The sequence below is a fragment of the Streptomyces sp. NPDC048182 genome (assembly GCF_043202555.1).
In the GTDB taxonomy this organism is placed as follows: Bacteria; Actinomycetota; Actinomycetes; order Streptomycetales; family Streptomycetaceae; genus Streptomyces.
On the sequence record NZ_JBIDAQ010000023.1, the window covers coordinates 15,197 to 39,879 of the forward strand.

The 24,683-nt window shown below is 72.2% G+C and carries 24 protein-coding genes; 14 read left to right on the top strand and 10 right to left on the bottom strand.

What is annotated here, in order from left to right:
• Positions 1 to 49: 49 nt before the first annotated feature.
• The 6 genes from ACGFZL_RS30570 to ACGFZL_RS30595 all read right to left on the bottom strand — a co-directional run bounded on the left by ACGFZL_RS30570 (position 50) and on the right by ACGFZL_RS30595 (position 4,357).
• A complete protein-coding gene (locus ACGFZL_RS30570) occupies positions 50 to 895 on the bottom strand; it encodes a sulfurtransferase (RefSeq protein ID WP_393696621.1) in 846 nt (281 codons plus the stop codon).
• Positions 896 to 1,031: 136 nt separating this feature from the next.
• On the bottom strand, positions 1,032 to 1,112 hold the full coding sequence (locus ACGFZL_RS30575) for a putative leader peptide (protein WP_355172694.1): 81 nt from the start codon (positions 1,110 to 1,112) through the stop codon (positions 1,032 to 1,034).
• A 100-nt stretch (positions 1,113 to 1,212) separates the two neighbouring features.
• A complete protein-coding gene (locus ACGFZL_RS30580; protein WP_393696623.1) occupies positions 1,213 to 1,953 on the bottom strand; it encodes a DUF2993 domain-containing protein in 741 nt (246 codons plus the stop codon).
• Positions 1,954 to 2,084: 131 nt separating this feature from the next.
• A complete protein-coding gene (locus ACGFZL_RS30585) occupies positions 2,085 to 3,215 on the bottom strand; it encodes a hypothetical protein (RefSeq protein WP_393696625.1) in 1,131 nt (376 codons plus the stop codon).
• Positions 3,216 to 3,218: 3 nt separating this feature from the next.
• Positions 3,219 to 3,473, bottom strand: coding sequence for a MoaD/ThiS family protein (locus ACGFZL_RS30590; protein ID WP_355172595.1), 255 nt, complete (start codon positions 3,471 to 3,473; stop codon positions 3,219 to 3,221).
• Between the two features lie 50 nt (positions 3,474 to 3,523).
• On the bottom strand, positions 3,524 to 4,357 hold the full coding sequence (locus ACGFZL_RS30595; protein WP_393696628.1) for an alpha/beta hydrolase: 834 nt from the start codon (positions 4,355 to 4,357) through the stop codon (positions 3,524 to 3,526).
• A 241-nt stretch (positions 4,358 to 4,598) separates the two neighbouring features.
• Between ACGFZL_RS30595 and ACGFZL_RS30600 the strand changes: the two genes are divergently transcribed.
• Together ACGFZL_RS30600 and ACGFZL_RS30605 are read left to right on the top strand one after the other, a co-directional pair.
• Positions 4,599 to 5,369, top strand: coding sequence for a response regulator transcription factor (locus tag ACGFZL_RS30600; protein ID WP_355172599.1), 771 nt, complete (start codon positions 4,599 to 4,601; stop codon positions 5,367 to 5,369).
• A gap of 44 nt (positions 5,370 to 5,413) precedes the next feature.
• On the top strand, positions 5,414 to 6,436 hold the full coding sequence (locus ACGFZL_RS30605) for a LacI family DNA-binding transcriptional regulator (RefSeq protein ID WP_393696630.1): 1,023 nt from the start codon (positions 5,414 to 5,416) through the stop codon (positions 6,434 to 6,436).
• Positions 6,437 to 6,464: 28 nt separating this feature from the next.
• Here ACGFZL_RS30605 and ACGFZL_RS30610 read toward each other — a convergent pair whose 3' ends face one another.
• A complete protein-coding gene (locus ACGFZL_RS30610) occupies positions 6,465 to 7,319 on the bottom strand; it encodes an NAD-dependent epimerase/dehydratase family protein (RefSeq protein ID WP_393696632.1) in 855 nt (284 codons plus the stop codon).
• Between the two features lie 127 nt (positions 7,320 to 7,446).
• Between ACGFZL_RS30610 and ACGFZL_RS30615 the strand changes: the two genes are divergently transcribed.
• The 4 genes from ACGFZL_RS30615 (at position 7,447) to ACGFZL_RS30630 (ending at position 11,726) form a co-directional block, all read left to right on the top strand.
• Positions 7,447 to 8,277 (top strand): helix-turn-helix transcriptional regulator, encoded by an 831-nt coding sequence (locus tag ACGFZL_RS30615; protein ID WP_393696634.1) that lies wholly within the window; start codon positions 7,447 to 7,449, stop codon positions 8,275 to 8,277.
• Positions 8,278 to 8,401: 124 nt separating this feature from the next.
• Positions 8,402 to 9,448, top strand: coding sequence for a S1C family serine protease (locus tag ACGFZL_RS30620; protein WP_393696636.1), 1,047 nt, complete (start codon positions 8,402 to 8,404; stop codon positions 9,446 to 9,448).
• An 80-nt stretch (positions 9,449 to 9,528) separates the two neighbouring features.
• On the top strand, positions 9,529 to 10,257 hold the full coding sequence (locus ACGFZL_RS30625; protein WP_355172609.1) for a response regulator transcription factor: 729 nt from the start codon (positions 9,529 to 9,531) through the stop codon (positions 10,255 to 10,257).
• On the top strand, positions 10,254 to 11,726 hold the full coding sequence (locus ACGFZL_RS30630; RefSeq protein WP_393696638.1) for an ATP-binding protein: 1,473 nt from the start codon (positions 10,254 to 10,256) through the stop codon (positions 11,724 to 11,726). Before ACGFZL_RS30625 ends, ACGFZL_RS30630 begins: the two co-directional genes overlap by 4 nt.
• On the opposite strand, the gene ACGFZL_RS30635 is transcribed toward ACGFZL_RS30630, so the two are convergent.
• Positions 11,710 to 13,515, bottom strand: coding sequence for a bifunctional metallophosphatase/5'-nucleotidase (locus ACGFZL_RS30635; protein WP_393696640.1), 1,806 nt, complete (start codon positions 13,513 to 13,515; stop codon positions 11,710 to 11,712). The genes ACGFZL_RS30630 and ACGFZL_RS30635 overlap by 17 nt on opposite strands.
• A 136-nt stretch (positions 13,516 to 13,651) precedes the next feature.
• Here ACGFZL_RS30635 and mshD point away from each other — a divergent pair, with 136 nt between their 5' ends.
• The 8 genes from mshD to pstB all read left to right on the top strand — a co-directional run bounded on the left by mshD (position 13,652) and on the right by pstB (position 22,873).
• Positions 13,652 to 14,548, top strand: a complete 897-nt coding sequence (mshD, locus tag ACGFZL_RS30640) for a mycothiol synthase (RefSeq protein WP_355172615.1) — start codon at positions 13,652 to 13,654, stop codon at positions 14,546 to 14,548.
• 342 nt (positions 14,549 to 14,890) lie between these two features.
• On the top strand, positions 14,891 to 17,146 hold the full coding sequence (locus ACGFZL_RS30645) for an RNA degradosome polyphosphate kinase (protein ID WP_393696642.1): 2,256 nt from the start codon (positions 14,891 to 14,893) through the stop codon (positions 17,144 to 17,146).
• A complete protein-coding gene (locus ACGFZL_RS30650; protein WP_393696643.1) occupies positions 17,127 to 18,146 on the top strand; it encodes a CHAD domain-containing protein in 1,020 nt (339 codons plus the stop codon). Before ACGFZL_RS30645 ends, ACGFZL_RS30650 begins: the two co-directional genes overlap by 20 nt.
• On the top strand, positions 18,143 to 18,529 hold the full coding sequence (locus ACGFZL_RS30655) for an NUDIX hydrolase (protein WP_393696645.1): 387 nt from the start codon (positions 18,143 to 18,145) through the stop codon (positions 18,527 to 18,529). Before ACGFZL_RS30650 ends, ACGFZL_RS30655 begins: the two co-directional genes overlap by 4 nt.
• Positions 18,530 to 18,727: 198 nt before the next feature.
• Positions 18,728 to 19,861: a phosphate ABC transporter substrate-binding protein PstS gene (pstS, locus tag ACGFZL_RS30660; RefSeq protein ID WP_393696647.1), complete on the top strand. Its 1,134-nt coding sequence runs from the start codon at positions 18,728 to 18,730 to the stop codon at positions 19,859 to 19,861.
• A 106-nt stretch (positions 19,862 to 19,967) separates the two neighbouring features.
• The gene (pstC, locus tag ACGFZL_RS30665; RefSeq protein ID WP_393696649.1) at positions 19,968 to 20,978 is read left to right on the top strand and encodes a phosphate ABC transporter permease subunit PstC; all 1,011 of its coding nucleotides are present in this window, start codon (positions 19,968 to 19,970) and stop codon (positions 20,976 to 20,978) included.
• Entirely contained in the window at positions 20,975 to 22,042 is a 1,068-nt protein-coding gene (gene pstA / locus ACGFZL_RS30670; protein WP_393696651.1) for a phosphate ABC transporter permease PstA, read from the top strand. Before pstC ends, pstA begins: the two co-directional genes overlap by 4 nt.
• A gap of 54 nt (positions 22,043 to 22,096) precedes the next feature.
• Positions 22,097 to 22,873 (top strand): phosphate ABC transporter ATP-binding protein PstB, encoded by a 777-nt coding sequence (gene pstB / locus ACGFZL_RS30675; RefSeq protein WP_355172629.1) that lies wholly within the window; start codon positions 22,097 to 22,099, stop codon positions 22,871 to 22,873.
• 101 nt (positions 22,874 to 22,974) lie between these two features.
• On the opposite strand, the gene ACGFZL_RS30680 is transcribed toward pstB, so the two are convergent.
• Both ACGFZL_RS30680 and ACGFZL_RS30685 read right to left on the bottom strand, forming a co-directional pair.
• A complete protein-coding gene (locus ACGFZL_RS30680) occupies positions 22,975 to 23,973 on the bottom strand; it encodes an inorganic phosphate transporter (RefSeq protein ID WP_355172631.1) in 999 nt (332 codons plus the stop codon).
• Positions 23,974 to 23,981: 8 nt separating this feature from the next.
• Positions 23,982 to 24,602 (bottom strand): DUF47 domain-containing protein, encoded by a 621-nt coding sequence (locus tag ACGFZL_RS30685; protein ID WP_003974832.1) that lies wholly within the window; start codon positions 24,600 to 24,602, stop codon positions 23,982 to 23,984.
• Between the last annotated feature and the right edge of the window lie 81 nt (positions 24,603 to 24,683).

Below are 24,683 nucleotides of genomic sequence, written 5' to 3' on the forward strand. Positions count from 1 at the left end.
GTTCGTACTCCTGAGGGGTTGGGGGAGGTCGGGAGGAGGCTGGGGCCGGTTACTTGTTGGCGCCCAGCTCGATCGGCACGCCGACCAGGGAGCCGTACTCGGTCCAGGAGCCGTCGTAGTTCTTGACGTTCTCCACGCCGAGCAGCTCGTGCAGCACGAACCAGGTCAGCGCGGAGCGCTCGCCGATGCGGCAGTACGCGATGGTGTCCTTGGCCAGGTCGACCTGCTCGTCGGCGTAGAGCTGCTTCAGCTCCTCGTCGGAGCGGAAGGTGCCGTCGTCGTTGGCGTTCTTCGACCACGGGATGTTGCGGGCCGAGGGCACGTGGCCGGGGCGCTGCGACTGCTCCTGCGGCAGGTGGGCCGGGGCGAGCAGCTTGCCGGAGAACTCGTCGGGCGAGCGCACGTCGACCAGGTTCTGCGCGCCGATCGCGGAGACCACGTCGTCGCGGAAGGCGCGGATGGCCTTGTTCTGCGGCTTGGCCTGGTACTGGGTGGCGGCGCGCTCGGGGACCTCGGTGCCGTCGACCAGCTCGCGGGCGTCCAGCTCCCACTTCTTGCGACCGCCGTCGAGCAGCTTGACGTTCTCGTGGCCGTAGAGCTTGAAGTACCAGTAGGCGTACGACGCGAACCAGTTGTTGTTGCCGCCGTAGAGGATCACCTGGGTGTCGTTGCCGATGCCCTTGGCGGAGAGGAGCTTCTCGAAGCCCTCCTGGTCGATGAAGTCGCGGCGCACCGGGTCCTGGAGGTCCTGGGTCCAGTCGATGCGGATCGCGTTCTTGATGTGGTTCTTGTCGTAGGCCGAGGTGTCCTCGTCCACCTCCACGACCGCGATGCTCGGGTCGTCCAGGTGGTCCTGAAGCCAGTCGGCGTCGACCAGGACGTCGCTGCGGCTCATGCTTTCTCCTCCGGGGCAGGTACGGCGGGGTGTGCGTGTGAGGCGAGGGTGCGGGCCGGACGCGGCCAGGGGGCGGCGCGGCGCGCGGAGTGCCCCGCACGGGCGGGGCCGGGGATGCGGAGGCGGGGCCGTCCGCTCAGAAGGCGCGACAGAGCATGGCGGCAACGCGGCACAGGTCCACTGCCCGCCGCTTCGTGAGATCCGCCTGTCGCTTCATGGTTTCGATCGTAGGGACGGACGGCGGGGCGTGTCACCGGCGTGTCGGATGGTGAGACGCGACCGTCCGCCATGCGGGACGGGGGAGGTGGGCGGCGGGGCTACGCCTGCGGCTCCAGCCGCACGTCCGTGCCCTTCACCGTGACGGCCACGCCGTCCTTCGCCGCCCGGACCGTGTCGAGCTTCACCCCGCCGGGCAGCTCCTTGATCGTCTGGTCGAAGTCGGTGATGGCCCGCAGCCGCTGCTCCGCCAGCTCGCGCCCGGCGATGTCCGGCAGCCCGTCGGCGGTGACGTCGACATGGTCGTCCTTGACCTTCAGCGAGCCGAGGACCTGCACGGGCTGGGGCAGGTCGATGCCCAGCACGGTCACGTCCAGGGTGACCTTGATCTTGCCGTCGCCGCCGTCGCCGAGGCCGGTGACCTTGGCGTTAATGCCCGGGCCGACCTCGGTGGGCTCGGAGCGGGTGGCCTTCAGCAGCTCGTCGTAGGTGATCAGCGCGGTGCCGGTGGCGCTGTCCGCGGTGGCGGTGGAGTAGTCGTCGGAGAAGCGGACGCCCTTGAGGTGGGCCTTCAGGTCGGAGATCTTCAGCTTCTTGCCGTCGCCGGTGTCGGCCGGGTAGTCCGCGATGCCGACCTCGACGTCGTGGAACTCGTCGCCGGCGAGCTGGGTGAGGAAGGGGAAGCCGTTGATGGACACGTCGGGGGTGCCCGGCAGGTTCTCGGTGGTGCGGATCTGGTCCGCCGCCTTGTCCTCGGCCCAGTTCACCGCGAGGCGGTCCGCGAGCACGAAGAGACCGCCGAGGATCACGACGAGGACCACCAGTATTCGCACTGCGCGCATCTGCGGTTTCTCCACCCTGAGCGGTCGGGGACGGCGGCCTGGACGACGACCGGCGGCCGTCCTTCGCGAGCGTAACGCGCGCGGGAGAGGCCGCCGGGATTCTGTCGAGCACCTGTGACAGGCGGGAACGCTCAGGACAGCGCGCGCCCCAGCGCGTACACCGCCGGCGCGGACGCCGCCAGCGGCAGGGCCACGCCCGCCGTGAAGTGGACGAAGCGGGACGGGTAGTCGTAGGCCGCCACCCGGTGGCCGATCAGCGCGCACACCGCCGCGCCGGCGCCGAGCAGCGCGCCCTTGCCGCCGAGGTCGGTCGCGGAGCCGGCGGCGAAGCCCGCGCCGGCCGCCGCGAGCAGCGCGACGACCACCGCGGCCGGCGTCGGCAGCGGCAGCGCCCGGGCCACGGCGGCGACCGCCACGGCGAGGGCGCCGACGGTCACCGCGTCCATGTCGGCGGCCAGATAGCCGCCCGCCACGACGGCCAGGGCCGCCGCGACGACGGTCGCCGTCAGGCCGTACAGCCGCTCGTCCGGCTCGGCGTGCGAGCGCAGGTGCAGGACGAGGGAGAGCAGCACCCACACGCCGAGGGTGCCGAGGATCGCCGCCGGGGAGCGGTCGGAGAGCAGCAGCGCGGCGTCCGCGGCCAGTGCGCCGAGGAAGCCGAGGGCGATGCCCTGGCGGGCCGGCCACATGCCGTTCAGGCGGAACCAGCCTGCCGCGGTGAGGCCCTGGAGGGCGACCAGCGGGACGAGCAGGGCGTACGTGCCGACCGCCGCCGCGCCGGCCAGGAGCAGGCCGAGCAGCGCGGTGAGCAGGGCCGGCTGCATGCCGGGGTCGATGATCGGCGACCGGCCCTCGGCGCGGGCGCGCTGCGCGTCGGTGACGCGGGAGTTGCCGGCGAGGGTGGCGGGGCCGTAGCCCGAGGTGTCGGCGGGGGGTGCGGGGGCGGGCGGGGCCGGGTGGGGCTGCGGCTGGGCCGGGTGGGGGTGCGGCTGGGCCGCGTAGGGCTGCGGCTGGGCGTACGGCTGCGGCTGCGGCTGCGGCTGCGGCTGCTGCTGCTGCGCGGGCGGGTGCCGGTACGCCTGCGGCGTCAGGATCGCCGTCTGCTCCGGGGCGGGCTCCGCGGGCTGCGCGGGTGGCACCGGCGGCTGGGTCGACGTCTCCCACGTCTGGCCCTGCCAGTGCTGCGTGTACGGGTCGGCGGCCGGGTCGGGATACGCCTGCCGCTGGTCATGGCCGTACGGGTACGGCTGCTGGTCGCTCATCGCTCACCCTCCTGCGAACGGCGGGAGCACCTCGACCGTGCCGCCCTCGGCCAGCCGTACGGTCTCATGCGGGCGGGTGCCCACGGGGTCGCCGTCGACGAGGTACGAGCAGCGCAGCAGCACCCGGCGCAGTTCGCCGGGGTGCTTCTCGCGCACCGCGTCGAGCGCGCCGGCCAGCGTGGCCGCCTCGTACGGCTCCTCCGCCACCCCGGCCGCGGCCTTCGCGGCGGCCCAGTAGCGCACCGTGACCCTTGCCATCCTTCGTCGCCTCGCGTCGTCGTCGATCCGGCTGGTACGAACACCACAGGCTAGCCCGCCGCGCCGGCCGCGCCCGCCGCCCAGTCGCCGACGCGGCGCAGCAGGTCCTCGGTCGCGGCGTTCTCGGCGTGGCCCATGCCGGGCTCCAGCCAGAGTTCCGCGTGCTCACCGGCGGCCTCGGCCAGCATCCGGGGGTGGTCGAGGGGGAAGTAGCCGTCCCGGTCGCCGTGCACGAGGAGCAGCGGCACGGGCGCGATCCGGGCCGCGGCCTCCGTCGGGGACAGCGGCACCGGGTCCCAGGCGCGGTGGTGGATGCGCACCCGGAACCCGTAGCGGCCCACCACCCGGCCGGTGCGGCGCAGCACCAGCCAGTGCAGCCGGCGCATCGGCGCCGTCCCCCGGTAGTACCAGCGGGCCGGGGCGCTGACCGACACCACGGCGTCCGGAGGGTCCTCCGCGAGCGCGGCGTGCCGCAGCACCACCGAGCCGCCCATCGAGAAGCCGACGGTCACCACGCGCGCGTGCCCGAAGCCCCGCGCCCAGGCCACCGCCTCCGCCAGGTCGAGCACCTCGCGGTCGCCGACGGTGGACCGGCCGCCGGACGCGCCGTGGCCGCGGAAGGAGAAGGTGACCACCGCGCCGTACTCCGCGAGCGCGGCGGCGATCCGCCGCACGTGCGGCCGGTCCGCGTCCCCCGTGAAGCCGTGGGCGACGACGAAGACCAGGTCAGCGGCGTCCCGGCCGGCCGCGCCCGGCTCGTATACGGCGTCGACGCGCACCCCGTCCGGCGTCCGCAGGAAGGTCCGCGCGGGTGTCCGGCGCGGCGTCTCACCCTGTGGACGATCGATGGAACGTGACGCATGACCTGCCCGACCGTTGCCCATGTCGGCTATTCTGCTCGGCAGAGGACTCGGGCGACGTAGCCCCCGGGTCCTTTCGTGCTTCCAGGAGCGTGCACGCACGTTCACCTCCCGGACATGCGGCGGACCCCGCGGGCGCGGGGGAGGCCACGCGTACGAAGCAGTGCCGCAAACGTCCTCGCAGGGACCGAGGAGGAACCGACGTTATGGGCGAGCGAACCGTGCACGACCGCAGGACGATCCAGGCCCAGGCAGGTGGGGCGCGATGAGTTCTCTGCTGCTCCTGACCAACGCCCTCCAGCCGTCGACGGAGGTGCTCCCCGCCCTCGGCCTGCTGCTGCACAACGTCCGCGTCGCCCCGGCGGAGGGCCCCGCCCTGGTCGACACCCCGGGCGCCGACGTGATCCTCGTCGACGGGCGGCGCGACCTGCCGCAGATCCGCAGCCTGTGCCAGCTGCTGCGCTCCACCGGGCTCAGCTGCCCGCTGGTCCTCGTCGTCACCGAGGGCGGCCTGGCCGCCGTCACCGCCGACTGGGGCATCGACGACGTCCTGCTCGACACCGCGGGGCCGGCCGAGGTCGAGGCGCGGCTCCGCCTCGCCATGGGCCGCCGGCAGATCGTCGCCGACGACTCCCCGATGGAGATCCGCAACGGCGACCTGTCGGTGGACGAGGCGACCTACTCCGCCAAGCTCAAGGGCCGGGTCCTGGACCTGACCTTCAAGGAGTTCGAGCTGCTCAAGTACCTCGCGCAGCACCCGGGCCGGGTCTTCACCCGCGCCCAGCTGCTCCAGGAGGTCTGGGGCTACGACTACTTCGGCGGCACCCGCACGGTCGACGTGCACGTGCGGCGGCTGCGGGCCAAGCTCGGCCCCGAGCACGAGTCGCTGATCGGGACCGTGCGCAATGTGGGGTACCGGTTCGTGACGCCGGAGAAGCCGGAGCGGGCGGAGCAGCGTCCGGCGGAGAAGGGCGAGCGCGAGGCCCGGGCCGAAGTGGACCAGCCGGAGCAGGCGCGGGCCTCGTCCGGGGCGTGACACGGACCTGCCCGAATACGGGTCCATCCGCGTAGACTCCGCGCGTGGCCAAGGTAACCAGGGATGATGTGGCGCGGCTGGCGGGGACGTCCACCGCCGTCGTCAGCTATGTCATCAACAACGGACCCCGGCCGGTCGCCCCGGCCACGCGCGAGCGCGTCCTCGCCGCGATCAAGGAGCTGGGGTACCGGCCCGACCGGGTCGCGCAGGCGATGGCGTCCCGGCGCACGGACCTCATAGGTCTGATCGTGCCGGACGCCCGCCAGCCGTTCTTCGCGGAGATGGCGCACGCGGTGGAGTGGGCCGCCGCCGAGCGCGGCAAGATGGTGCTGGTCGGCAACTCGGACTACGTCGGCGAGCGCGAGGTGCACTACCTGCGCGCCTTCCTCGGCATGCGGGTCTCGGGCCTGATCCTGGTCAGCCACGCGCTGAACGACATGGCGGCGGCCGAGATCGACGCCTGGGACGCCCGGGTGGTGCTGCTGCACGAGCGCCCCGAGGCCATCGACGACGTCGCCGTCGTCACGGACGACCTCGGCGGCGCCCAGCTCGCCGTCCGCCACCTCCTGGAGCACGGCTACCCGTACGTGGCGTGCATGGGCGGCACCGCCGAGACGCCCTCCGTCGGCGACCCGGTCTCCGACCACGTCGAGGGCTGGAAGCGCGCCATGAAGGAGGCCGGGCTGCCGACCGAGGGCCGGCTCTTCGAGGCGCCGTACAACCGCTACGCGGCCTACGACGTCGCCCTGGAGCTACTGGCCGGGCCGCGCCGGCCGCCGGCCATCTTCTGCTCCACCGACGACCAGGCCATCGGCGTGCTGCGCGCCGCCCGCGAGCTGCGCATCGACGTGCCGGGCGAGCTGGCGGTGGCCGGCTTCGACGACATCAAGGAGGCGGGCCTCGCCGACCCGGGCCTGACCACCGTCGCCTCCGACCGCTCGGCGATGTCCAAGGCCGCGGTCGACCTGGTCCTGGACGACGGGCTGCGGGTGGCGGGCTCGCGGCGGGAGCGGCTGAAGGTGTTCCCGTCCCGGCTGGTGGTCCGGCGGTCCTGCGGCTGCGGGTAGGTTCCGTCTCCACCGTGCCGCCCGGCGATCACAGCAACCCCGCGTCCCGCGCCGTCCACACCGACGGAACCAGGGGGCGGTAGCCCAGTTCCCGACGGATGCGCGCCGTCGACATCACGCTGTGCCACGGGTCCGGTGCCTCCTTGTCGTAGACCTCCCGCGGTACGGGCAGGTCCTGGACGTCGAAGAGGTCGACGGTGGTGACCGGGGCCTCGTCGGCGATGTTGTAGACGCCGTGCGCGCCGTCGGCGTACAGCAGCCGCTTCAGGCCCTGCGCCACGTCCAGGTGATGGCCCATGTGCAGGCGCTGCATGGCGGGCCAGGCCGGCGCCCACTTCATGACGTCGACCAGGTGCGGGTCTCCGTCGCCGTACACGAAGGGCAGCCGCCCGATACGCAGGTCCCGCAGCCCGTCCAGCGCCCCCAGCGCGCGCTCCGCCTGCCACTTCGACTCGGGGTAGGCGCCCCACAGGTGCGTGCCCGGCACTGTCTCGTCGCCCTCGACCAGCGCCCTGCCCCGCCCGGCGCCGTACACCAGTCCGGTGCTGACCTGCACGAACCGTCGCACCCCGGCGGACACCGCGGCCTTGCCCAGCTCGACGGCCGCGTCCCGGTTGACCGCCCGCGCCTCCTCGTCCGGCACCCCGCGGAACGCGGCCGCGACGTTCACCACGGCGTCCACACCGGCCGTCGCGCCGCCGAGCACCTCCGCGTCCCGCAGATCACCGACCACGACCTGCGCTCCCAGTGCGGCGAAGTGATCGCCGCGCGCCGGGTCCCGCACCAGCACGCGCACCTCGTCGCCGGCCGCCGCGCTCTGCAGCAGGTTCGGCACGAAGCGCCGCCCGACCTGGCCCGTCGCCCCGGTCACCAATGTCAGCATGGCTGCCTCCTCATGTCGTGAGCCATGCCCCCAGGCTGCGCGAGCGGCGGAAGCGGCGGCAGAGACGCGGTTATCCAGGGACCGGCGCTCCCTGGCAACGCCCCCGGGTCCGAGAGACCCTCGGACCATGGACCGCACCGAACTCGCCGACTTCCTGCGCCGAGCCCGTACCCGCCTGGCCCCCGGCGACGTCGGCCTGGCCTCGGGCCCCCGGCGTCGCACCCCCGGCCTGCGCCGGGAGGAAGTGGCGCAGCTCGCCGGGATGTCCCCGGACTACTACACGCGACTGGAGCAGCGGCGCGGTTCCCACCCGTCGCGCCAGATCCTCACCGCCCTGGCCCGCGCCCTGCGCCTCACGGACGCCGAGCGCGATCACCTGTTCCACCTGGCCGGCGACGAGCCACCCCGGTCCGGCGGCTCGTCGGACCACGTCCGGCCGGGACTGCTCATGATCCTCGACCGGCTGAACGACCTGCCGGCATCGGTGCTGAGCGACTGGGGGCAGATGCTCGCCCAGAACGCGATGTCGGTGGCCCTGACCGGAGACCACACCGGGACGAACATCATCCGCCGCTGGTTCCTGACACCGGGCGCACGGGACCTGGCCCCGCCGGAGAACCACGAGCAGCACTCCCGCGCCCACGTCGCGAGCCTGCGCGCGGTCACGACCGCCCGCGGCGACGAACCTGGCCCGGCCGCACTCGTGACCGAGCTGCGCCGCGGATCCGCCGAGTTCGCAGAGGTCTGGGCCGAGCACGACGTCATGGTCCGCCGCCCGTCGCCGAAGCGCTTCCTGCACCCCGTCGTCGGCGCGCTCGACCTCGACTGCGAGGTACTGCTCAGCGACGGCCACAGCCAGCAGCTCGTCGTGCACTCGGCGCGCCCCGGCACCCCGACGTACGAGCGGCTCGAACTGCTGCGCGTCGTCGGCCTCCAGGACATCGGCCGAAGCCGCTGAGGATCCCGGTGACCCATGCGTCCGGCTTCCGGCGGGGCGCCTTTATATCGGGCATACGAGCTTCTGCCGGGCTTCTCAGGCGGGACTCAGGAAGCTCTCATGCACCGGCGGAAGGCTCTGTGTCATGACCGAGAGCCTCCGCCGCAGCGGCGAACACCACGAGTACGACGCCCCGTACGACCCGTACGCGTCCTCGCACGCGAACCCGGCGAACCCGGTGAACCCGGAGTGGCCGCCCCCGCCGGCCCAGCCGCCCGTCCCCCCGGTCTCGCCGGACGGGGGGCACCACCGGCCCCGGCGCCGCCGCCCGCTCGCCCTGCTGGCCACCGTCGCCGTCGTCGCGGCGGCCGTCGGCGGCGGCACCGCCTACGGCATCCAGGAGCTGACCGGCAGCGACACGGTCGCCTCCAGCGCGACCAGCACCCAGGTGGTGCCGTCCAGCCAGAAGGGCACGGTCTCCGGCGTGGCCAAGGCGGTCAGCCCGAGCATCGTGGAGGTCAACGCCGAGTCGAACGCCGGCTCCTCCACCGGCGCCGGCGTGATCATCACCTCGGGCGGGGAGATCGTCACCAACAACCACGTGGTCGCCGGCGCCTCCTCCGTGAAGGTGACCACCAGCGACGGCAAGCGGTACCGCGCCGAGGTCGTCGGCACCGACAGCAAGAAGGACCTGGCGCTGATCAAGCTGTCCGGCGCCTCGGGCCTGAAGGCGGCGACCCTCGGCGACTCCGCGGGCGTCCAGGTCGGCGACCAGGTCGTGGCGATCGGCTCCCCCGAGGGCCTGACCGGCACGGTGACCAGCGGCATCGTCTCCGCGCTCGACCGGGACGTCACCGTGTCCACGGACGAGGGGCAGCAGCAACAGCAGCGGGGCCAGGGCGGCGGCTGGCCGTTCGAGTTCGGCGGCCGGCAGTTCAACGGCGACACCGGGTCGTCCACCACGACGTACAAGGCGATCCAGACCGACGCCTCCCTCAACCCGGGCAACTCCGGCGGCGCCCTGATCGACATGAACGGCAACATCGTCGGCATCAACTCCGCGATGTACTCCTCGGCCGACGCGTCCTCGTCCCAGTCCTCCTCGGCGGGGAGCGTGGGCCTCGGCTTCGCGATCCCGGTGAACACCCTGAAGGCCGACCTGGCGACGCTGCGGGCGGGCTCGACGGGCTGAGCCGCGGACCCGCGTGCCGCCGTGGGACGCTGAAGGCACCCGCCCGCGTCCCGCCCCTACCCCGAGGAACCCCGACAGCCATGAGCCCCGCAGAAGGCGACCCCCAGCGCATCCTGATCGTCGACGACGAGCCGGCCGTGCGCGAGGCGCTCCAGCGCAGCCTCGCCTTCGAGGGCTACGCCACCGAGGTCGCCGTGGACGGCGTGGACGCCCTGGCGAAGGCGGCGGCGCACCGCCCCGACCTGGTCGTCCTGGACGTCCAGATGCCCCGCATGGACGGCCTGACCGCCGCCCGCCGCATCCGCGCGGCGGGCGACACGACCCCGATCCTCATGCTCACCGCCCGCGACACGGTCGGCGACCGGGTCACCGGCCTGGACGCGGGCGCCGACGACTACCTGGTCAAGCCCTTCGAGCTGGACGAGCTGTTCGCCCGCATCCGGGCCCTGCTGCGCCGCAGCTCCTACGCGGCGGCCGTGGACGCCACCGCCGAGGACTCCGACACGCTCGGCTTCGCCGACCTGACCATGGACCTGGCGACCCGGGAGGTCACCCGGGCCGGGCGGACGGTGGAGCTGACCCGCACCGAGTTCACCCTCCTGGAGATGTTCCTGGCCCACCCGCGCCAGGTCCTCACCCGGGAGCAGATCCTCAAGGCGGTCTGGGGCTTCGACTTCGAGCCGTCGTCCAACTCCCTGGACGTGTACGTGATGTACCTGCGCCGCAAGACCGAGGCGGGCGGCGAACCGCGCCTGGTGCACACCGTCCGGGGCGTCGGCTACGTGCTGCGGCAGGGCGGCCCCGAGTGACCCGGCTCGGCCGCCGACTGCGCACCCTCCCCATCCGCGCCCGGCTCTCCCTGCTGGTCGCGGCGGCCGTGGCGTTCGCGGTGGCGGCGGTCTCGGTGACCTGCTGGTTCATCGTGCGGGGCCGGCTGTACGAGCAGGTGGACAGCGACCTCAGGAAGGCCACGCTGCCCATCGACCAGCGGCAGATCAGCCAGATCAACGAGGCGCTGGCCCACTGCACCCGCACGCCCCGCGAGGGCGTCACCGGCGCGCGGACCACGTACTCCCAGGTCGTCACGGAGGACGGCACCACCTGCCTGTTCGCCACCTCCAAGGGCGAGATCAAGGCCACCGGCACCGACCGCAAGGTCATCGAGCAGGGCACGCCGGGCCAGGGCGTCTACCGCACCGGCACGGCGCGGGACGGCACCGAGGTCCGGGTGCTGACCTGGCCGGTCCCGCTGACCAACCCGGCCACCGGCGAGCCCTCCAGCGCGGCCCTGGTCTCGGCGGTCGACCTGAAGGGCACCCAGGCCACGCTGAACGACCTGGCGCTGATCCTGCTCCTGGTGTCGGGCATCGGGGTGGTGGGCGCGGGCGCCGCGGGCCTGGCGGTGGCCCGTACCGGACTGCGCCCCGTGGACCGCCTCACCGAGGCCGTGGAACACGTCGCCCGCACCGAGGACCTGGCGGTGCGCATCCCGGTGGAGGACGCGAGCGACGACGAGATCGCCCGGCTGTCCCGCTCCTTCAACTCCATGACCGCCTCGCTGGCCGGCTCCCGCGACCTCCAGCAGCAGCTCATCGCCGACGCGGGCCACGAACTGCGCACCCCCCTCACCTCCCTGCGCACCAACATCGAGCTGCTGACCCGCAGCGAGGAGACGGGCCGCCCGATCCCGGAGGCGGACCGCAAGGCCCTGCTGGCCTCGGTGAAGGCCCAGATGACGGAACTGGCCACCCTCATCGGCGACCTCCAGGAACTCTCCCGCCCCGACACCGGCCACCACACCGGCCGCACCCGCATCCTGCCCTGGCACGAGGCGGTCGACGCGGCCCTGTCCCGGGCCCGCCTGCGCGGCCCCGACCTGACCATCACCGCCGCCGTCACCCCCTGGTACGTACGGGCGGAACCGGCGTCCCTGGAACGCGCGATCGTCAACGTCCTCGACAACGCGGTGAAGTTCAGCCCGCCCGGCGGCACGATCGACGTCCGCCTGGCCGACGGCACCCTCACCGTCCGCGACCACGGCCCCGGCGTCCCCGCCGAGGAACTCCCCCACGTCTTCGACCGCTTCTGGCGCTCCCCCACCGCCCGCGCCCTCCCCGGCTCGGGCCTCGGCCTCTCCATCGTGGCCCGCACGATCCACCAGGCGGGCGGCGAGGTGACCCTCTCCCCGGCGCCGGACAACGCCGGGGGAACGGTGGCGACGGTACGGCTGCCGGGGGCACCGACACCGCCGCCGGAGGCGCCTACCTCAGAACCGTGATCCGGTCGGCCGCGGGCGGCGCGATCGGGTCGCCGGCCGAGGAGTTGGCCGTCAGGTACTGCTCGAGGGCGGCCAGGTCGTCGTCGCCGACCAGGTCGTTCGTGCCCTGGCCGAGGGTGGTGAAGCCGTCGCCGCCGCCGGCCAGGAAGCTGTTGGTGGCGACGCGGTAGGTGGCGGCGGGGTCGATGGGCGCCCCGTCGAGCTTCACCGAGGCGGCGACCACCCGGTCGGCCCCGCTCTTGGTCAGGTCCAGGGTGTAGGTGAGCCCGCCGGAGACCTGGAGCACCTTGGGCGCGGCCTCGTTCGGGCCGCTCACCTGCTCCTTGAGCGCCTGCACGAGCTGCGCGCCGGTGAAGTCCTGGAGGTTCACGGTGTTGGCGAAGGGCTGGACGGTGAACGCCTCGGCGTACGTCACCACACCGTCCCCCTCACCGGCCTTGGCGGCGTAGGTGAGCGGCGCCCGGATGCCGCCCGGGTTCATCAGGGCGAGGTCGGTCCCGGGGTCGAGGGTCTTGCCGTGGGCGAGCTGCGCGTCGGCGATGAGGTCGCCGAGGGGTGACTCGGTGCCGGTGTTGCCGATGTCGCCGGAGATGTAGCCGATGGCCTTGTCGCCGATGGGCGCGGCCAGGGCGTTCCACTTGGTGATGAGCCGCGTCATGTCGGGCGCCTTCGGCACGTCGCGGGTGACGACGCGGTTGGCGGACTTCACCGACGTACGGGCGATGTCACCCGTCTTGCGGTCGTACGTCAGCGTCGTGTCCGTGTAGAGGCGGCCGAAGGACGCGGCGGAGGTGACCATGCGGGGGTGGCCGGCCGGGTCGTCGATGGAGCAGACGTAGGCGTTGTGCGTGTGCCCGGTCACCAGCGCGTCGACGGACGGCGAGACGTGCTTGGCGATGTCGACGATGGGGCCGGAGATGCCGTCGCCGGCGCCCGGGGAGTCGCAGTCGTAGTTGTACGAGGCGGAGGCCGGGAAGCCGCCCTCGTGGATGAGGGCGACGATCGACTTGACGCCCTGGTGCTGCAGCTCCTTGGCGTACTTGTTGATCGTCTCGACCTCGTCCTTGAACTTCAGGCCCTTGACGCCCTCCGCCGAGACGATGTCGGGGGTGCCCTCCAGGGTGACGCCGATGAAGCCGACCTTGACGCCGTTCTTCTTCCACACCCAGTACGGCTTGAGCAGCGGCTTGCCGGTCTTCTCCTTGAGGACGTTGGCCGCCAGGTAGGGGAAGTCGGCGCCCTTGAAGCGCTTGTCGGTGTAGCAGCCGTCGGTGGGGTGGCAGCCGCCGTTCTGGAGGCGGGCCAGCTCGGTGGCGCCCTCGTCGAACTCGTGGTTGCCGACCGAGGTGACGTCCAGGTCGAGCTTGTTCAGCGCCTCGATGGTCGGCTCGTCGTGGAAGAGCCCGGAGATCAGCGGCGAGGCGCCGACCATGTCGCCGCCGGCGGCGGTGATGGAGTACGGGTTGCCCTTGCGGGCCTGGCGCAGGTGGGTGGCGAGGTACTCGACGCCGCCCGCGTCGATGGTCTTCGTCGTGCCGTCCGGCTGCGTCTCGGTGACGCGGCCCGAGGAGCCGGCCGGGGGCTCCAGGTTGCCGTGCAGGTCGTTGAAGGACAGCAGCTGCACGTCCTGGTAGCGGCTGGGGGCGTGCGGATGGTGGTGCCCGCCGTGGCGCTCGTGCGCGCTCGCCGAGCCCGGCAGCGCCGCCGCGGCGAGCGCCCCTGCGGTGGCGACGACCACCGCGGCGGCGGCGAGTGGACGGCGTGATCGGTGCGGTGCTCTGGCTGGCATGCGCTCCCCTGGAGGTCGGTTCGGCCCGTCGGCGCGCAGCCTAGGGTCAACGCGCGTAGCGCGACAGGGGGTTCCGGGTTACATCCTGGTTTAGCTTGCCGACCTCGGCGGGGTCCCGCCCATTACTCTCCTAGGCATGACCAGCGCGATCGACACTCTCACCGAACTCACCGCGGAGCAGAGCGAGGCCGTGCTCGCCCTGCTCGCCGAGGCCGCCCGGGCGGACGGGCAGCAGGCCGTCTCCGAGCAGGGCAGGCTGCACCTGAGGGGCGGGGCGCGGGAGGGCATCTCGCACCTGCTGCTGACCTCGTCCGGCGAACTCGTCGGCTACGCCCAGCTGGAGGACACCGACCCGGTGGAGCCGCCGGCCGCGGAGCTGGTCGTCCACCCCTCCCACCGGGGGCGGGGGCACGGGCGTGCGCTCGGCTCGGCGCTGCTCGCCGCCTCCGGCAAGCGGCTGCGGCTGTGGGCGCACGGGGGGCACGCCGCCGCGCGGCATCTCGCGCAGGTGCTCGGGCTGACCCTCTTCCGCGAACTGCGCCAGCTGCGGATGCCGCTGTCCGACCTGTCGCTGCCCGAACCCGTCCTCCCGCCGGGCGTGACAGTCCGCCCCTTCGTGGTCGGACAGGACGAGGAGGCGTGGCTGGCCGTCAACGCGGCGGCCTTCGCGCACCATCCCGAGCAGGGGTCGCTGTCGCGGGGCGACCTCGACGCCCGCGTCGCCGAGCCGTGGTTCGACGCGTCCGGCTTCTTCCTCGCCGAGCGGGGCGGGGAGCTGATCGGCTTCCACTGGACGAAGGTGCACGCGGAGGAGGGGCTCGGCGAGGTGTACGTCCTGGGCATCCGTCCCGACGCGCAGGGGGGCGGGCTGGGGAAGGCGCTCACCGGGATCGGGCTGCGGTATCTGGCGGGGCTCGGCCTCCCGACCGCGATGCTGTACGTCGACGCGGACAACGGGGCGGCGGTGGCGGTGTACGAGGGGATGGGGTTCGTCACGCACGAGGTGGACCTGATGTACCGCACGGAGACGTGAGCGCCGGTCCAGTGCGGGGCGGGGCGTGGCGCAGCCCGGCGCAGCGGGGTGCCTCCCCCAAGCTCTTCGAGCAGGGGGGACCCCCAGCGCCCACCCGTGCCGCCCCAGCGGCACGACTGCCCGCAGCTATGCCGACCCAGGGGCGCGGGGAACTGCGCGACCAGCCACGACGTACCCGCACCCGCGCACGGCGATCCACCGGCACCCCCATAGGCGCACGCCCAGACGTCATGTCCTCGTAACCGTCGATTCAGCGAAGCTTGCCACGCTCGGCCAATGCAGCCGACCGCGCCAGAGCCCTCCGACGCGCCTGTCCTGCGCATGGCGCGGAAGAATGTCTCCATGAGGCAGCCGAACAGCCAGGCCGAGATCCAGCCCGCGCAGCCCTCCGTGGGCTCCATAGCCGCGCACCGCCCCGCCACCGTGGCCGCCACGGTCTCCGACCTGGAGCCCGACATCGACGCGGACCTCGACCCGTACGAGGAGTCCGAGGAGTCCGCGTCCGAGGCGCGGGCCAGCGGCGCCGGGGCCCTCCCCCAGGGCCGCTTCCTGGACCGCGAACGCAGCTGGCTGGCCTTCAACGAACGCGTGCTCGAACTCGCCGAGGACCCGGACACCCCCCTCCTGGAGCGCGCGAACTTCCTCGCGATCTTCGCCAGCAACCTGGACGAGTTCTTCATGGTCCGCGTCGCCGGACTGAAGCGCCGCATCGCCACCGGCGTCGCCACCCGCTCCGCGTCCGGCCTCCAGCCCCGCGAGGTGCTGGAGATGATCTGGGCCCGCTCGCGGGAGCTCATGGCCCGCCACGCCGCCTGCTTCCACGAGGACGTCGCCCCCGCCCTCGCCGAGGAGGGCATCCACCTGGTCCGCTGGAGCGAGCTGGCCGAGAAGGAGCAGGCCCGCCTCTTCACCCTCTTCCGGCACCAGATCTTCCCCGTCCTCACCCCCCTGGCCGTCGACCCCGCGCACCCCTTCCCGTACATCTCGGGCCTCTCCCTGAACCTCGCGGTCGTCGTCCGCAACCCCGTCACCGGCCACCGCCACTTCGCGCGCGTGAAGGTGCCGCCCCTGCTGACCCGCTTCCTGGAGGCCGCGCCGGGCCGCTACGTCCCCATCGAGGACGTCATCGCCGCGCACCTGGAAGAGCTTTTCCCGGGCATGGAGATCCTGGAGCACCACGCCTTCCGCCTCACCCGCAACGAGGACCTGGAGGTGGAGGAGGACGACACGGAGAACCTCCTCCAGGCCCTGGAGAAGGAGCTGATGCGGCGCCGCTTCGGGCCGCCGGTGCGCCTGGAGGTGGAGGAGTCCATCGACCGCGAGGTCCTGGACCTCCTGGTCCGCGAGCTGAAGATCAGCGAGGCCGAGGTCTACCCCCTGCCCGGCCCCCTGGACCTGACCGGCCTCTTCCGCATCCACGGGCTCGACCGCCCGGAGCTGAAGTACAAGAAGTTCGTCGCCGGCACCCACCGCGACCTGGCCGAGGTCGAGTCCGCGTCGGCGCCGGACGTCTTCGCGGCGCTGCGCAACCGGGACGTCCTCCTGCACCACCCGTACGACTCCTTCTCCACCTCCGTGCAGGCGTTCCTGGAGCAGGCCGCGGCCGACCCGGACGTGCTGGCGATCAAGCAGACGCTGTACCGCACCTCGGGCGACTCCCCGATAGTGGACGCCCTGATCGACGCCGCCGAGTCAGGCAAGCAGGTGCTGGTCCTGGTCGAGATCAAGGCCCGCTTCGACGAGCACGCCAACATCAAGTGGGCGCGCAAGCTGGAGGAGGCCGGCTGCCACGTCGTCTACGGCCTGGTCGGCCTGAAGACGCACTGCAAGCTGTCGCTCGTGGTCCGCCAGGAGGGCGACACGCTGCGCCGCTACAGCCACGTGGGGACCGGCAACTACCACCCGAAGACCGCCCGCCTCTACGAGGACCTCGGCCTGCTCACCGCGGACCCGCAGGTCGGCGCGGACCTGTCCGACCTGTTCAACCGCCTCTCCGGCTACTCGCGGCGCGAGACCTACCGCCGCCTGCTGGTCGCCCCGAAGTCGCTGCGCGACGGCCTGGTCTCCCGCATCCACAAGGAGATCCAGCACCACCGCGCGGGCCGCCCGGCCGGCATCCGGATCAAGGTCAACTCGATGGTCGACGAGGCCGTCATCGACGCCTGCTACCGCGCCGGCCAGGCCGGCGTGCCGGTCGACGTGTGGGTGCGCGGCATCTGCGCGCTGCGCCCGGGCGTGACCGGCCTGTCGGAGAACATCCGGGTCCGCTCGGTGCTCGGCCGCTTCCTGGAGCACTCGCGCGTCTTCGCCTTCGGCAACGGCGGCGAGCCCGAGGTCTGGCTGGGCAGCGCCGACATGATGCACCGCAACCTCGACCGCCGGATAGAAGCGCTGGTCAGGGTCACCGACCCGGCCCACCGGGCGGCCCTGAACCGGCTCCTGGAGACCGGCATGTCCGACACCACCGCCTCCTGGCACCTCGGCCCGGACGGCGAGTGGACGCGGCACGCGGCGGACCCGGAGGGCAGGCCCTTGCGCAACATCCAGGAGATGCTCATAGACGCCCGGAGGCGCCGGCGTGGCCCAGCAGCACCTTGACCCGACGACGGACACCGCCGCAGGCCCGCTGCCGGCGGACACCTTGGAGACGTACCTGCGCGCGCAGGCCACGGAGTTCCTCCGCGCCCTGCGCCGCCACCGCGAGGACGGCACCGCCGGCGACCCGGCCGGACCGGCGCCCGCCCCCGACCCGCACCGCCCGCTGCGCCGCGCCGCCCGCCGCCTGAGCGGCACCCTGCACACCTTCCGGCCGCTCCTGGACGCCGAGTGGACGGAGGGCACCCGCCCGGAGCTGGCCTGGCTCTCCGGCATGCTCGCCCTGGAGCACGCCTACGCCGACCGCCTGGAACGCCTGCTCCAGGCCCTGCACCGGCTGTCCGGCACGTCGGGCGCCCCCGGCACCGGCCCCCAGACCGTCGTCCCCGGCGCGGCCCGGGCCGCCGCGCTCCTCGACCGCCAGCTGACCCTGGCCCGCACCCGGGCCCACTCCACCGCCCTGCAGGCCCTCGGCAGCAGCCGCTTCCACGCGGTCACCGACCGGATCGCCCTGCTGGCCAGCGAGGTCCCGCTGTGCCCGGGCAGCGCGGCCGGCGCCGATCTGCGCCCCCTGGCGGCAGCCGCCGAGGCCCGCCTGGCCGACGCGGTCGCCGCGCTGCCGCTGCACACCGCGGGGCACCCGTACAACGCGCAGGCGCTGGTCCACGGCCTCGCCCCGGACCCCGCGCCGCACCCCCAGGACGCCCCCTGGCACCAGGTCCGCCTCCTGCTGCGCCTGCACCGCTACGCGCGCGAGGCGCTGGCCGGCCAGGACGCCACCCCCGACGCCCCGGACCACGACCCCGCAGGGCAGGCCCTGGACCGCCACCGCGACGCCGCCGAGGCCGCCGCGGCGGCTGCGCAGGCGGCCCGTACGCCGCGGATCGCCCCGGCGACGGCGTACGCGCTGGGCGTGCTCCACGCGGACCAGCGGCATGAGGTGGAGGCGGCGAGGTACGCGTTCCAGCACAGCTGGCGCGCGAGGAGGCCCGGGACCCGATGACCACCATCCAGGCAGCGGGCTGTGTCCTGTGGCGCCGCACCCCGGCCGGCCTCGAGATCTGCCTGGTCCACCGCCCCAAGTACGACGACTGGTCCCACCCCAAGGGCAAACTGAAGCTGGGCGAGACCGCCCTGACGGCCGCCCTCCGAGAGGTGGCCGAGGAAACGGGCTACACGGCGACCCCGTTCGAGGAACTCCCCTCTTCGCACTACGAGGTGGACGGCCGCCCCAAACAGGTCCGCTACTGGTCCGCCACCCCCACCGAGGGCGCCTTCACCCCGAACGACGAGGTGGACCGCATCCTCTGGCTCACCCCCGCGGCAGCCCGAGCGAAGCTGACCCAGCCCAGGGACCGAGCCCTGCTGGACACCTTCCTGGCATAGCCGCGCAGCACCCCGCACCGCACCGACGGCACAGGTTCACCCCCCGTTCACGCACGTCCGTCAACGCCTTCACCTGTTCTGCCTAATTTCGGCCTTACCCGGCACGGAAGGCCGACAGAACGACAACGCCTTCCACGCCCCAGAACTCCTCGCACGCCGCCGGTTCAGGACGGCGGCTCCTGGAAGGAACTCCCTCAAGTGAAGCTTCAGCGCATGAACCGGCGAGCCCTCGCTCTCGGTGCTCTCGCCGTCTCCGGCGCCCTGGCCCTCACGGCGTGCGGCTCCGACGACACCGGCGACACCAGCAACGCCGGCAACGGCTCGGCCACCAGCGGCGCCGGCGCCGGCGACGTGAAGTGCGACGACGCCAAGGGCCAGCTCCAGGCCTCCGGCTCCTCCGCGCAGAAGAACGCGATCGACGCCTGGGTCAAGTCGTACACCGCGGCGTGCAAGTCCGTGCAGATCAACTACCGCCCCGACGGCTCCGGCGCCGGCATCACGGCCTTCAACCAGGGCCAGACCGCCTTCGCCGGCTCGGACTCCGCGCTGAAGCCCGAAGAGGTCGAGGCGTCCAAGAAGGTCTGCTCCGGCGGCCAGGGCATCAACCTGCCGATGGTCGGCGGCCCGATCGCGGTCGGCTTCAACGTCCCCGGCGTCGACACGCTGGTCCTGGACGCCTCGACGCTCGCCAAGATCTTCGACAGCAAGATCAGCAACTGGAACGACGACGCGATCAAGAAGCTCAACCCCGACGCCAAGCTGCCGGACCTCAAGATCCAGGCGTTCCACCGCTCGGACGAGTCCGGCACCACGGACAACTTCACCAAGTACCTGAAGGCCGCCGCCCCGGCGGACTGGAAGTACGAGCCGGCCAAGGCGTGGGCGGCCAAGGGCGGCCAGTCCGCCCCGCAGTCCTCGGGCGTGGCCCAGCAGGTCAAGCAGACCAGCGGCGCGATCTCGTACTTCGAGCTGTCCTACGCCAAGGACGGCATCAAGACGGTCGACGTCAAGACCGCCGGCGGTCCGGTCAAGGCCAGCGTCGAGAACGCCACCGCGGCCATCGGCGCCGCCGAGGTCGTCGGCACCGGCAAGGACCTCGCGCTGAAGCTGAACTACACCCCGACCGCCGCGAACGCCTACCCGATCGTCCTGGTGACGTACGAGATCGCCTGCGACAAGGGCAACAAGGCGGACACCCTGCCCGCCGCCAAGTCCTTCCTCGGCTACATCGCCTCGGAGGACGGCCAGAAGCAGCTCACGGAGGCCGGCTACGCGCCGATCCCCCAGGAGATCATCACCAAGGTCCGCGAGAACATCGCGACCCTGAGCTGACCCCAGCGTGCGGGCCGGCCCCCAGGCTCCCGGGGGCCGGCCCGCACCGTCCGGTGCACCGCCGCCAGGAGTCCCGTACCGGGACTCCGCAGACCGGAGAACCCCGATGGACACCACCACTGAGCGCCACCAGAACACCGACCCGCCCGCCCTCCAGCCCCTCGACGCCGAGTCCAGGCGCGCCGCCCGCGGCGCCACCCGCCCCGGCGACCGGATCTTCCTCGGCCTCTCCCGCGGCTCCGGCATCCTCGTGCTGGTCATCATGGCCGCCATCGCCGGCTTCCTCGCCTACCGCGCCGCGATAGCCATCGGCGACGACGAGGCCAACTTCCTCACCAGCTTCGAATGGAACCCGAGCGCGATCCCCTCGCGCTTCGGCATCGCGGTCCTCGCCTTCGGCACCGTCGTCTCGTCGCTGATCGCCATGGCGATCGCCGTGCCGGTCGCCGTCGGCATCGCCCTGTTCATCACGCACTACGCCCCGCGCCGCCTCGGCGGCGCCATCGCGTACGTGGTGGACCTGCTGGCCGCCGTCCCCTCCATCGTCTACGGACTGTGGGGCGCCCTCGTCCTGGTGCCGCACCTGCACGGCCTCTACGGCTGGCTGGACGCCTACCTCGGCTGGACCGGCGTCCTCGCCTGGAACGGCGGCGAGCCGCGCTCGCTGCTCACCGTCGGCATCCTGCTGGCCATCATGATCCTGCCGATCATCACCAACGTCAGCCGCGAGGTGTTCCGGCAGGTCCCGCGCATGCACGAGGAGGCCGCGCTGGCCCTCGGCGCCACGCGCTGGGAGGTCATCCGGATGTCGGTGCTGCCCTTCGGCCGCTCCGGCGTCATCTCCGCCTCGATGCTCGGCCTCGGCCGCGCGCTCGGCGAGACCATGGCCGTGGCCATGGTGCTCTCCCCGACCTTCGACATCAACGCCAGCCTGCTCGACCCGGGCGGCGGCACCTTCGCCCAGAACATCGCCAGCAAGTTCAACGAGGCCAGCCCCGCCGGACGCGACGCGCTGATCGCCTCCGGCCTGGTGCTCTTCGTCATCACCCTGCTGGTCAACGGCGCGGCCCGCGCGATCATCGCCCGCCGCAAGGAGTACTCGGGGGCCAACGCATGAGCCACGCATCCCTCACCGGCCGGCGCCCGGCCGGCTCGCTGCGCGGCGCGACCCTGCCCAAGTGGTTCCCCTGGGCCGTCGCCGCCGGCTCCGTCGCCCTCGGCCTCGGCATCAGCGCCGCCGCCGGGCTCGGCAGCAGCATCCAGTGGGCGCTGATCGCCGCGGTGCTCTTCGTCGCCGGGACGTACGCCGTCGCCGCCCGCGTCGAGGGCAGGCGCCAGGCCAAGGACCGCGTCGCCACCAGCATGGTGTGGGTCGCCTTCCTGCTGGCCCTGATCCCGCTGGCCTCGCTGGTCTGGACGACGGCCAAGCGGGGCGTGAAGGTCCTCGACGGCTACTTCCTCTCCCACTCCATGGGCGTCGTCGCCGACACCGAGCCCGGCGGCGGCATCTACCACGCCCTGCTCGGCACCCTGGAGCAGGTCGGCATCGCCACCGTCATCGCCGTACCGATCGGCGTGCTCACCGCCGTCTACCTGGTCGAGTACGGCCGGGGCCGGCTGGCCAAGGCGGTCACCTTCTTCGTCGACGTGATGACCGGCGTGCCGTCCATCGTGGCCGGCCTGTTCATCCTCAGCCTGTGGATCGTCATCCTGGACATGGGCTACTCCGGCTTCGCCGGCTCGCTCGCCCTGTGCATCCTGATGATCCCGGTGATCGTGCGCTCCACCGAGGAGATGCTCAAGCTCGTCCCGAACGAGCTGCGCGAGGCGTCCCTCGCCCTCGGCGTGCCGAAGTGGCGCACCATCCTGAAGGTGGTCGTCCCGACCTCCATCGGCGGCATCACCACCGGCGTGATGCTGGCCGTCGCCCGCATCACCGGCGAGACCGCGCCCGTGCTGCTCCTGGTCTGGGGCACGAACTTCATCAACACCGACCCCTTCAAGGACCCGCAGGCGTCGCTGCCGATGTACATCTACCTCCAGTACTCCAACAGCGTCGGCTCCGGCGCGGCGTACGACCGGGCGTGGGCGGCGTCCCTCACCCTCATCGCCTTCATCATGATCCTCAACCTGGTGGCCCGCGGCATCGCCCGCTGGAAGGCCCCCAAGGCCGGTCGCTGACGCGGCCAGCGGTAGCAGTCAGCGATCCGGACCCCGAAAGAAGCAGTGAGTGACATGGCCAAGCGCATAGATGTCAGCGGCCTCAACGCCTACTACGGCTCCTTCCTCGCCATCGAGGACATCTCGATGACGGTCGAGCCCCGCTCCGTGACGGCCTTCATCGGCCCCTCCGGCTGCGGCAAGTCCACCTTCCTGCGCACCCTGAACCGCATGCACGAGGTCACCCCCGGCGGCCGGGTCGACGGCAAGGTGATGCTGGACGACGAGAACCTCTACGGCAGCGGCATCGACCCGGTCGCGGTCCGCCGCGAGGTCGGCATGGTCTTCCAGCGCCCGAACCCGTTCCCGACCATGTCGGTGTACGACAACGTCGCGGCCGGCCTGAAGCTGAACGGCAAGTTCAAGAAGTCCGAGCTGGACGACGTCGTGGAGCGCTCCCTGAAGGGCGCGAACCTCTGGAACGAGGTCAAGGACCGCCTGAACAAGCCGGGCTCCGGCCTCTCCGGCGGCCAGCAGCAGCGCCTGTGCATCGCCCGCGCCATCGCGGTCGAGCCGAACGTGCTGCTGATGGACGAGCCCTGCTCGGCCCTCGACCCGATCTCCACCCTCGCCATCGAGGACCTGATCGGCGAGCTGAAGGAGCGGTTCACGATCGTCATCGTGACGCACAACATGCAGCAGGCGGCGCGCGTCTCGGACCGCACGGCCTTCTTCAACCTCGCGGCGGTCGGCAAGCCCGGCAAGCTCATCGAGCTGGACGACACGGAGCGCATCTTCTCCAACCCGTCCGTCCAGGCCACGGAGGACTACATCTCCGGCCGCTTCGGCTAGAAACCAGGCCCCTCGCGGTGCTGCATGGCGGTGCCATCGCGAGGCAAAAGGGCCCGCCCCCTCTCGCAGGGGGCGGGCCCTTTCCACGTCCGAGCGGGCGGCTACAGCACCACCAGGTCGATGATCCAGAAGGCGCACGCGGCCACCACGGCCGCGGCCGGCATGGTGATGAACCACCCCAGCACGATGTTCTTGGCGACCCCCCACCGCACGGCGTTGACCCGCTTGGTGGCCCCCACACCCATGATCGCCGAAGTGATCACATGCGTGGTGGAGATCGGCGCGTGGAACACGAACGCCGACCCGAACATGATCGACGCCCCCGTCGTCTCCGCCGCGAACCCCTGCGGCGGATCCAGCTCGATGATCTTCCGCCCCAGCGTCCGCATGATCCGCCACCCACCGGCATACGTGCCCAGCGACAGCATCACGGCACAGACGATCTTCACCCAGACCGGGATCGGATCGCCGTAGTCCTCGACATCCGCGATGACCAGCGCCATCACCACGATGCCCATGGTCTTCTGCGCGTCCTGGAGGCCGTGCCCCAGCGCCATCCCGGCCGCGGAGACGGTCTGCGCGATGCGGAACCCGCGCTTCGCCTTGTGCGGATTGGCCCGCCGGAACAGCCACAGGATCGCGGTCATCACCAGATAACCCACGACCAGACCGATCACCGGCGACACGAACATCGGGATGACGATCTTGTCGAGCACCCCGTCCCAGTACACCTCCGTGCCACCGGCCAGCGCCGCCCCCACCATGCCGCCGAACAGCGCGTGCGAGGAGGACGAGGGCAGCCCGAAGTACCAGGTGACGAGGTTCCAGACGATCGCGCCGAGCAGCGCCGCGAAGAGGATTCCCATCCCCTGCGAGCCGTGCGGCGTCTCGATCAGCCCCTCGCTGACGGTCTTGGCGACCCCGGAGCCGAGGAACGCGCCGGCGAGGTTCATCACGGCCGCCATGGCGAGCGCCGCCCGAGGCGTCAGCGCCCGCGTCGACACGGACGTCGCGATCGCGTTCGCCGAGTCGTGGAAACCGTTGGTGTACGTGAAGAAGAGCGCGACCCCGACGGTCAGGATCAGTGCGAAGGTGTCCATGGAGAAGCTCAGGACTCCTTGACCGCGATGGTCTCCACCGTGTTCGCCACGTGCTCGAAGGCGTCCGCCGCCTCTTCGAGGACGTCCACGATCTGCTTCAGCTTGAGCACCTCGATGGCCTCGTACTTGCCGTTGAAGAGGTGGGCGAGCAGCTTGCGGTGGATCTGGTCGGCCTGGTTCTCGAGTCGGTTGACCTCGATCCAGTACTCGGTGAGGTTGTCCATGGTGCGCAGGTTCGGCATCGCCTCGGCGGTCAGCTCGGCGGCCCGGGCCAGCACCTCGATCTGCTGCTCGACGCCCTTGGGCAGTTCCTCCACGTTGTAGAGGACCACCAGGTCGACGGCCTCCTCCATGAAGTCCATGATGTCGTCGAGCGACGAGGCGAGGTTGTAGATGTCCTCGCGGTCGAACGGCGTGATGAAGGAGGAGTTCAGCTGGTGGAAGATCGCGTGCGTGGCGTCGTCACCCGCGTGTTCGGCGGCCCGCATACGCTCTGCGATCTCGGCCCGGGCGGATGCGTCCGCCCCGAGCAGTTCCATCAGGAGCTTGGAGCCCGTGACGATGTTGTCCGCGGACGCGGCGAACATGTCGTAGAAGCTCGTCTCCCTGGGGGTCAGACGAAAGCGCACGTGGGGTCCTCGGGATGCATCGGTTTCGGTCAGGCTGATGCTAGGCGCATCATCCGGCCACGGCTAACGGGCCGTCCCCCA